This window comes from Pseudomonas sp. JV245A (genome assembly GCF_032424515.1).
Taxonomy (GTDB): domain Bacteria; phylum Pseudomonadota; class Gammaproteobacteria; order Pseudomonadales; family Pseudomonadaceae; genus Aquipseudomonas; species Aquipseudomonas protegens.
This window is the reverse complement of record NZ_VYKE01000687.1, coordinates 1-209: the sequence shown is the minus strand read 5'-3', so window position 1 is coordinate 209 and position 209 is coordinate 1. Positions and strand designations below refer to the sequence as shown.

General features: G+C 75.6%; 1 protein-coding gene. It reads left to right on the top strand.

The features are described 5' to 3' along the window. Nucleotides 1-2: 2 nt before the first annotated feature. Nucleotides 3-209, top strand: a 207-nt coding sequence (locus F6S12_RS33625; protein WP_315870096.1) for a heme-binding protein, incomplete at its 3' end; no start/stop codon positions are given.

The following is a 209-nucleotide window of genomic DNA, read 5'->3' as shown; positions in this document are numbered from 1 at the left end:
GCCTGAGCCTCGCCGGCACGGCCCTGGCGGCGCTCGAACTGCCGCGCCATGCCGAACTGGACCTGGCCGCCGCACGCCAGTTGGCCGATGCCAGCCTGGCCCAGTGCACCGCGGCGGTATCGGTGCTGGACCGTGGCGGCAACCTGCTGGTGGCGATGCGCGGCGATGGGGTGGGCCCGCACAACGGCCCGGCCAGCCAGCGCAAGGCC